Below are 7,859 nucleotides of genomic sequence, written 5' to 3'. Positions count from 1 at the left end.
GTAGCCGGGTGCGTCACGCGCCTTTCTGCTAGTCTCAGCCCATGGATGGCGCTTGGCTCAATTCCGGGGATTTCCGGGGGATTAAGGACGAAGAACATGATCATTGGTGTTCCGCAGGAAATCAAGAACAACGAATTTCGCGTGGCTCTGACCACTTCCGGCGTTCATGAGCTCGTCAAGCACGGCCACACCGTGCTGGTGCAAAACAATGCCGGTGTCGGCTCGGGCATCAGTGACGCCGAATACGCCGCCGCAGGAGCTGAGCTGGTGTCGGACGCCAGCGACCTGTGGGCCCGCTCCGCTCTGGTGGTCAAGGTCAAGGAGCCAATTCCCAGCGAGTACTCCTACTTCCACCGCGGCTTGGTCCTGTTCACCTTTCTGCACTTGGCTGCCGACCCCCAACTGACACACGCCCTCATGGACAGTGGGGTCACCGCCATCGCCTACGAAACCGTCCAAATTGGACACTCACTCCCCTTGCTTGCGCCCATGTCCGAGGTTGCCGGCCGCCTTTCCGTGCAGGTCGGCGCCCAATGCCTGACCGCTCCGGCCGGTGGCCGCGGCATTCTATTAGGCGGGGTTCCCGGAGTCCGCCCAGCGAACGTGGTGATCCTCGGAGCCGGTGTTTCAGGCTCCAACGCCGCCGCCATGGCCATCGGTGCCGGCGCGGACGTGACCATCCTTGACATCGACATCCCCCGCCTGCAGGAATTGGATGCCCAATATCAGGGACGCCTGAAGACCCTCGCATCCAACACCTTGGAAATCGAAAAAGCAGTGCTGGAGGCAGACCTTGTCATCGGATCTGTGCTGATTCCCGGCGCGAAAGCCCCGAAACTGGTCAGCAATGACCTGGTCTCCCGCATGAAGCCTGGCTCAGTCCTGGTTGACATTGCCGTGGATCAGGGCGGCTGCTTTGAAGACACCCACCCGACCACCCATGAAGACCCCACCTTCAAAGTCCACAACTCAATCTTCTACTGTGTGGCTAACATGCCCGGGGCAGTCCCCAACACCTCCACCTACGCACTGACGAACGTGACCCTGCGCTACACCCTGGCACTGGCGAATCTCGGGGTAGCCAAGGCCCTGGCCTCCGATCCTGCCTTGGCAGCCGGCCTGAACGTTGCCAGCGGACACGTGACACATCACTCTGTTTCCACCGCCCTCGGACTGCCTTTGTCCGGAATCTAGCGGCTGTGCGCGCCCGAGCACTGTGACCTGACCGCGACAACATTGCGGTTGAGTCCCCTTTTCCCTCAACCTCTGGTTCTGCCAGCCCACCGCACCTAACTTGGTTCCATGGGACATTGTTTGTCCCCAAGTTCACCGGGAGGTCACCATGCGCAGCATGGGAAAGTGGTCAATCACCGCAGTGCTGGCAACTGGGGCCTTGATTTTGGCTGGCTGCACGGGCAATCCGACGCCATCGGCCACGGCGCCTTCCCCCGCCACCACAGCGGTCTCGGCAACCACGACACCGGGCGCGGCAGCCAGCGGAACCCTGGCTCCGGCGTCGAACGTTCCAACGGATTCAATGGAGCCGACCGTGCTTCCCAAAAGCGCGTCCGTCACGCTGTTTTACATTGCCATGGCCGACGGCGGGACCTCGGGGCCCACGGTCGGCTGCGGTGACAGCGCCGTTGCCGTGACCAGCCCGGCAGTCAGCTTTACGGACCCCGTGGAGGGGGCGTTGCGGACGCTGTTGGAGAACCACTCCGAAGAAATCGGCCAGTCGGGGCTTGTCAACACACTGTGGCAGTCCCGGCTCACGGTGGAGTCGATTGACCGCACCGGGAGCACCGTCACTGCCCACCTGGTCGGCACCCTCACGATGGGCGGGGAATGCGACATCCCGCGCGTGGAACAGCAGCTTTCCCTCACGGCCCAGAAAGCAGCCGGCGCACCTGTGGCCATTACCATCAACGGAAAAACGTTGAGTGAGGCGCTGAGTCTGAAATAGCAGTCACCTTAGAAAAACTTTTGATGCCTATTTAGCAACAATGGTTATATCCTGAGCACGTGAACACTCCAAGCTCTGGCGCCAATGCAGCCGCCGAATCATTGTCCGAAGAAGTCGTCGACGCCTTGGACCGGGCCCAGCAAGGAACTGTGCCGACCCAATCCGCTCACCGGCACGAGTCGCTGCTATCCTCCCGTGCAGCCAACATCAAGCAATCAGCTGTGCGTGATGTGTTTGAAATATCCATGCAGCCGGGCCTCGTTTCCCTGGCTGGCGGCAACCCCTATTTGCAGTCGCTTCCGTTGGACCGGCTGGCAGCCACCGCCGCCGCCATTATTTCCGAGCACGGTTTGGAAGCGCTGCAGTATGGCGGAGGTCAGGGCACCTTGGAGCTGCGCACCCAAATTTGTCAGGTGATGGCTGCCGAGGGCATCGTTGACGCAGACCCGGACAACGTAGTGATTACAGCCGGTTCACAGTCCGCGCAGGACGTCGCCGCCAAAGTCTTTTGCAATCCTGGCGACGTGATCCTGCTGGAGGACCCCACCTACGTTGGCGCCCTCAACACCTTTGAAGCATACGAGGTGGACATCCAGCCGGTTGCCGGAGATGAACACGGGCTGATTCCGAACGAGCTCCGCAGCACCATCGCCCGCTTGCAAGGCGAAGGCAAAACCATCAAGTTGCTCTACACGATCCCCAATTTCAACAATCCATCCGGGGTTATGCTGGCTCCGGAACGTCGGCAGGAAATCGTCGACATATGTCGTGAAGCGAATATCTTGGTATTGGAGGACAACCCGTACGGACTGTTGAAGTTCGACGGCGTCCTGCCGCAGCCATTGCGCGCCGCAAACCCCGAAGATGTGCTGTATTTGGGCTCTTTTTCAAAGATCTTCGCTCCCGGACTGCGCATTGGCTGGGCTCTCGTGCCAGCCCATCTCAAGCAGCGCTACTACCTGGCCAGCGAGGCGGTCACCCTGTGCCCACCCACATTCAATCAGCTTCTCGTCAGCGAATACCTGAACAAATATGACTGGCAGGGGCAAATCGCCACCTACCGGGAACTGTACGCCCAGCGGTGTGCCGCCCTGCTTGCCGCGCTTGATGAATTCATGCCTGACGGAGTCAGCTGGACCCGTCCCGAAGGTGGGTTCTTTGTCTGGCTCACCTTGCCTGAGGGAATCGACACCTATCCACTGCTGCACAAAGGGATCGATGCTGGTGTGGTGTTCGTCCCTGGCGCCGCTTTCTCTGCTGACGACGGCCCAAGCAACAAACTGCGCTTGGCCTTCAGCGCGGTGCCACCGGAGGCTCTGCGCGAAGGAGTCAAGCGACTGGCACCCGTGCTGGCGAGTGCCTTGGCCGAACTTTAGGCACCGTCCCAGAGCCTGTCCTGATGCATGGCGTGCGATATCGCGGGTTTCAGGACCGCCTTCATCTGCTGAGCCAAGTACATTTCACCTGGGGTGTTGGGGTGCTCCAGGTCGCTGCTCAGGTACTGCTTCGCCGCGCCCTGGAACCAGCCAAGGGCTACCGGGTCAACGAAATCCGCCCCGCTGGTGGATGCTGACTGAGAAAGAGCCGAAATGATCGGAGTCAGTTGCCCATCAGCGTCATTTGATTCGGACGTGGGGCCTACCATGATCACCCTGGCCTGCGGAGCCAATACCTTGACCCGCTCCAAGACCGTTTGTACAGCGGTGGTAAGTCCTGATTGTCCAGTGTCGTTGTCGGAGCCAAAGAGGACCACCACCTGCGACTGCGAGTTGACGATCCGGTTGACCAGATCCAAGAACACGTCACCGGCCTCCCCCGGTTGGACATAGCCTGCACCGTTCTCCGAAGCGTTGGTAATATCCGCTTTGAACCCCATGTCAGCGATGAGCGTCTGCTCCTGGTCCGGCCAGGTGACCCCTGGAGTCTTGAACCCCGTACTGAGGGAATCGCCGATGATATCGACATGAACGTCGGTTACAGCACCCTTGGGTGGCACGGCCGCATAGGCGACGGCGGAGAAGGCAACCACCAGAAGCACTGCTGCCATCAACAGCGCCACCGTGGCCCGGCCTTGCCAGTGGAACCACGTGCCAACAGTTGAGCGGCTGCGCCCGCCCGCCATGAACTGGGCTTCTCTCATGGTTCCAGCTTGTGTCCCGGGACTGGGATGTCCCGGGACACAAGCTGGCTGTTTTTTATGAGTGGGCTGGGAGGTCGCGCCGTCCGTTCAGTTGATCCACTCAATTGAACAGATCAGTCCAGTAGGAGCGCAGGCTCTTCCATGATCGCCGCTACATCAGCCATGAACCGAGCCGACAGGTCGCCGTCAACCACACGGTGGTCAAAAGAACCGCCCAGGGTGGTGATCCAGCGCGGGATGACTTCACCATCAAGCACCCACGGCTTTTGTTTGATCGTGCCGAAGGCGACGATCGCAACCTCACCTGGGTTGATGATGGGTGTACCGGTGTCGATGCCAAGGGCTCCGATATTGGTCACTGTCAATGAGCCACCCTGCATATCAGAAGGCTGCGTCTTGCCGGCGCGGGCTGTGGCGGCCAAGGAGTTCAGCGCAATGGCCAACTCCTTCAAGGACAGGTTTTGTGCATCCTTGATGTTCGGCACCATCAGCCCCCGCGGAGTTGCTGCCGCAATGCCCAGGTTCATGAAGTGCTTGATGATGATCTCGTCCCCCGTCCACGTCGCATTGACGGAAGGGTTGCGCGCCGCCGCCCAAATCACCGCCTTGGCCAGAATCAGCAGAGGTGAGACCTTGATGCCCTCGAAGTCCCGGGAGACTTTCAGGCGTTTGACGAACTCCATGGTCCGGGAAGCGTCGACGTCCACGAAGATGCTCACATGAGGGGCAGAAAATGCACTTTCCACCATGGCCTTGGCAGTGGCCTTGCGCACGCCCTTGACCTTGATTCGCTCCACACGCGGATCATCGGCCAGCCCACTTCCCTTGGCTGGTGCCCAAAACGTACCGGCCCCGTCTTGCTCGGCCGTCCGCTGGTCCTGGTAGCTGAGCAGGTCCTTCTTGGTCACTTCACCGCGCAAACCAGTCGCCGAAACATCATTCAAGTCAATACCCAGGTTTTTGGCAGCCTTCCGGACTGGAGGCTTGGCCAGCACATGGTTTGGCTTGGCCGGCGCAGCGACCACTACTGCGCTCTGGGCTGCCACCGGGGATACTTGGGCGGGCACGGCGGAAGACGCACCAAGACGTGGACGGCGCTTGACGGCGTCGGCCTTGGGCCCGGAACCCACCAGCGGCTTCATGACGTCGGTATCAGCAGAATCAGCGGCAGCGACTGGAGCAGCCGGGGCCACGGGGGCGTCCACCGCCGCAACTTCGGAGCCGATGGCGATGATGGGTGTGCCAACTTCCACCGTTTCACCCTCGGCCACCATCAACTGGGCCACCATCCCGGCGTGCGGAGAAGGCAATTCCACGATCGACTTGGCTGTTTCGATCTCCACGATCACGTCGTTGATGGCGACGATATCTCCGAGCTTGACCTTCCAGGAGACGATTTCAGCCTCGGTCAGGCCTTCCCCAACGTCAGGCAGTTTGAACAGGAAAAGGTTCGACATGGTGCGGCCTTCCTAATATGCGAAGGCGCGGTCCAACGCCTCCAGCATGCGGTCGATGTCCGGCAGGTAGTGTTCCTCAACGCGGGCCACCGGGTAGGGCATATGGAACCCGCCCACGCGGATGGCCGGGGCTTCGAGCGAATAAAAGCAGCGTTCACTGATACGGGAAGCAATTTCGCCACCGATGCCACCAAAGGTGGGGGCTTCATGGGCCACAACGAGTCGGCCAGTCTTGTTCACGGATGCCTCTAGCGCATCGAAGTCGATCGGAGAGATGGAGCGCAGGTCAATGACTTCAACACTGTGCCCGTCCTCGGCGGCCGCATTGGCTGCGGCCAGGGCTACCGGCACAAGCGGGCCATAGACCACTAAAGTGGCGTCGGTTCCTTCGCGCACCACATGGGCCTTGAAAGGGTCACCCGGGGCATTTTCAGTGTCAACCTCGCCCTTGAGCCAGTAGCGGCGCTTGGGTTCAAAGAAAATTACCGGATCCTTGCACTCGACGGCCTGTTGGATCATCCAGTAGGCATCGTTTGCGTTGGAAGGAGTGATGATGCGCAGTCCGGGCGTGTGCGCAAACAGCGCCTCGGGCGACTCCGAATGATGCTCAATGGAGCCGATACCGCCACCGTACGGAATGCGAATGACGACGGGGGCACTGAGCTGGCCGTCTGAGCGCGTGTGGATCTTTGCCAGCTGCGTCGTAATTTGGTTGAAGGCTGGGAACACGAAGCCGTCGAACTGGATCTCACAGATGGGACGGTGCCCTCGCAGGGCCATGCCGATGGCGGTTCCGACGATGCCGGACTCGGCCAGCGGGGTATCCATGACACGGTGGGCGCCGAATTCCGCCTTAAGTCCCTCAGTGACGCGGTACACGCCACCAAGCGAGCCGATGTCCTCACCCATCAGAAAACTCTTGGGATCGTTCCGCAAGGTGGCGCGCAGGCCCTCGTTGATGGCCTTGGCAATGGTCATAGTGCTCATGCTGCACCGCCCTGGGTGGTGGAAGACTCGGATGGGGCATCGCCAAAGGACGCCTCATAGTTTTCAAACCAAGCCAGCTCTTCAGCGACCAGGGGATGTGCCTGGGCGTAGACGGTGGCGAATTTTTGCCGGATGTCAGCCCCACCCAACGCCAGCGTTGCTTTGCGGACATGCGCAGCCAGCTCGTCGCCGTCGTTCTTTACTTGTTCAAAAAAGTCGTCATCGGCAAGGCCTTCGGAGCGCAGGTATGCCTCCAGGCGCAGCAGCGGGTCCTTCGCCTTCCAAGATTCCTCTTCGGCGCTCATCCTGTACTTGGTGGGATCATCGGCCGTGGTGTGCGCGCCCAAACGATAGGTGGAGGCCTCAATGAAGACCGGACCGTTACCGTTGCGTGCATGGTCAAGCGCCCACTTGGACACTGCGTAGACGGCAAGGACGTCGTTGCCGTCAACACGGATCCCGGGGATTCCGTAGCCTCCAGCACGGTTAACCAACGGGATCTTGGATTGAACTTCAAAGGGAACCGAGATGGCCCAGTTGTTGTTCTGGCAGAAGAACACCACGGGAGCGTCGTAGGAGGCGGCGAAGACCATCGATTCATGGACGTCGCCCTCACTGCTGGAACCATCACCAAAATACGCCGTGACGGCGGCTGGCTCGGTGGTGGGATCGGCCGCAAGGTCGCGGGAGATTCCCATTGCATAGCCGACGGCGTGCGGTACTTGGGCTGCCAACACGAGCGTGTAAAGGTGGAAATTGCACTCACGAGGGTCCCAGCCGCCATTGGATTCACCTCGGAAGAGCTTCAACAAGTCAGCCAAGTCCAAGCCACGCGTTAGTGCCACACCGTGCTCGCGGTAAGTGGGGAACGCATAATCGGCCTTGTTCATGGCCCGCCCCGAACCGATCTGGGCTGCTTCTTGACCAACAACCGGGACCCACAGGGCCAGCTCACCCTGGCGTTGCAGGGCAGTTGCTTCGGTGTCAAAGCGGCGCACCGTGGCCATGTCCCGGTAAAAGCCGCGCAGGGCATCCGCATCCAAAGCCTCAACATAGGGGCTGAAGGTTGCGTCGTGGTGGGTATTTCCGTGTTCGTCAAGCAGTTGGACGGCCTCCAGCGGCCCCACAGCCCTGCTGCGCAAAACACCAGCAGACTCCCCCGCATGAGGGCGCGTCGATGCATCCGGATCTGTGGTGTCCGTGTCCGTGCGGACTATCCCTGCAGCAGCTTCTTGGGCGGAGCCCATGCTGTCTCCTCGTCTGCCGAATTCCAGAGGCAAAAAGCCCTGTCCCGACTCGTTGGTGTCGATAT

Annotated in this window: 8 protein-coding genes; 3 read left to right on the top strand and 5 right to left on the bottom strand. The window is 60.5% G+C overall.

Features of this window, described 5'->3' with window-relative positions; translation table 11 throughout:
* The first annotated feature begins 96 nt into the window (after positions 1-96).
* Positions 97-1,194, top strand: coding sequence for an alanine dehydrogenase (gene ald, locus Q4P21_RS08530; RefSeq protein ID WP_303388360.1), 1,098 nt, complete (start codon positions 97-99; stop codon positions 1,192-1,194).
* Between the two features lie 132 nt (positions 1,195-1,326).
* On the opposite strand, the gene Q4P21_RS08525 is transcribed toward ald, so the two are convergent.
* The gene (locus Q4P21_RS08525) at positions 1,327-1,560 is read right to left on the bottom strand and encodes a hypothetical protein (protein WP_303388357.1); all 234 of its coding nucleotides are present in this window, start codon (positions 1,558-1,560) and stop codon (positions 1,327-1,329) included.
* Between Q4P21_RS08525 and Q4P21_RS08520 the strand changes: the two genes are divergently transcribed.
* The gene (locus Q4P21_RS08520) at positions 1,550-1,963 is read left to right on the top strand and encodes a hypothetical protein (RefSeq protein ID WP_303388356.1); all 414 of its coding nucleotides are present in this window, start codon (positions 1,550-1,552) and stop codon (positions 1,961-1,963) included. The two genes, Q4P21_RS08525 and Q4P21_RS08520, sit on opposite strands and share 11 nt — an antisense overlap.
* Positions 1,964-2,022: 59 nt before the next feature.
* Positions 2,023-3,339: a PLP-dependent aminotransferase family protein gene (locus Q4P21_RS08515; protein ID WP_303388355.1), complete on the top strand. Its 1,317-nt coding sequence runs from the start codon at positions 2,023-2,025 to the stop codon at positions 3,337-3,339.
* On the opposite strand, the gene Q4P21_RS08510 is transcribed toward Q4P21_RS08515, so the two are convergent.
* The 4 genes from Q4P21_RS08510 to pdhA form a co-directional block, all read right to left on the bottom strand.
* The gene (locus tag Q4P21_RS08510; protein WP_303388354.1) at positions 3,336-4,103 is read right to left on the bottom strand and encodes an SGNH/GDSL hydrolase family protein; all 768 of its coding nucleotides are present in this window, start codon (positions 4,101-4,103) and stop codon (positions 3,336-3,338) included. The genes Q4P21_RS08515 and Q4P21_RS08510 overlap by 4 nt on opposite strands.
* Before the next feature lie 113 nt (positions 4,104-4,216).
* The gene (locus Q4P21_RS08505) at positions 4,217-5,560 is read right to left on the bottom strand and encodes a dihydrolipoamide acetyltransferase family protein (protein WP_303388353.1); all 1,344 of its coding nucleotides are present in this window, start codon (positions 5,558-5,560) and stop codon (positions 4,217-4,219) included.
* Positions 5,561-5,572: 12 nt separating this feature from the next.
* The gene (locus Q4P21_RS08500; protein WP_303388352.1) at positions 5,573-6,547 is read right to left on the bottom strand and encodes an alpha-ketoacid dehydrogenase subunit beta; all 975 of its coding nucleotides are present in this window, start codon (positions 6,545-6,547) and stop codon (positions 5,573-5,575) included.
* On the bottom strand, positions 6,544-7,794 hold the full coding sequence (gene pdhA / locus Q4P21_RS08495) for a pyruvate dehydrogenase (acetyl-transferring) E1 component subunit alpha (protein ID WP_303388351.1): 1,251 nt from the start codon (positions 7,792-7,794) through the stop codon (positions 6,544-6,546). The genes Q4P21_RS08500 and pdhA overlap by 4 nt, the downstream gene beginning before the upstream one ends.
* Positions 7,795-7,859: the final 65 nt, after the last annotated feature.

This window comes from Arthrobacter sp. (assembly GCF_030540645.1).
Classification (GTDB): Bacteria; Actinomycetota; Actinomycetes; order Actinomycetales; family Micrococcaceae; genus Specibacter.
The sequence above is the reverse complement of the archived record's forward strand: the minus strand, read 5'-3'. Positions and strand labels throughout refer to the sequence as shown.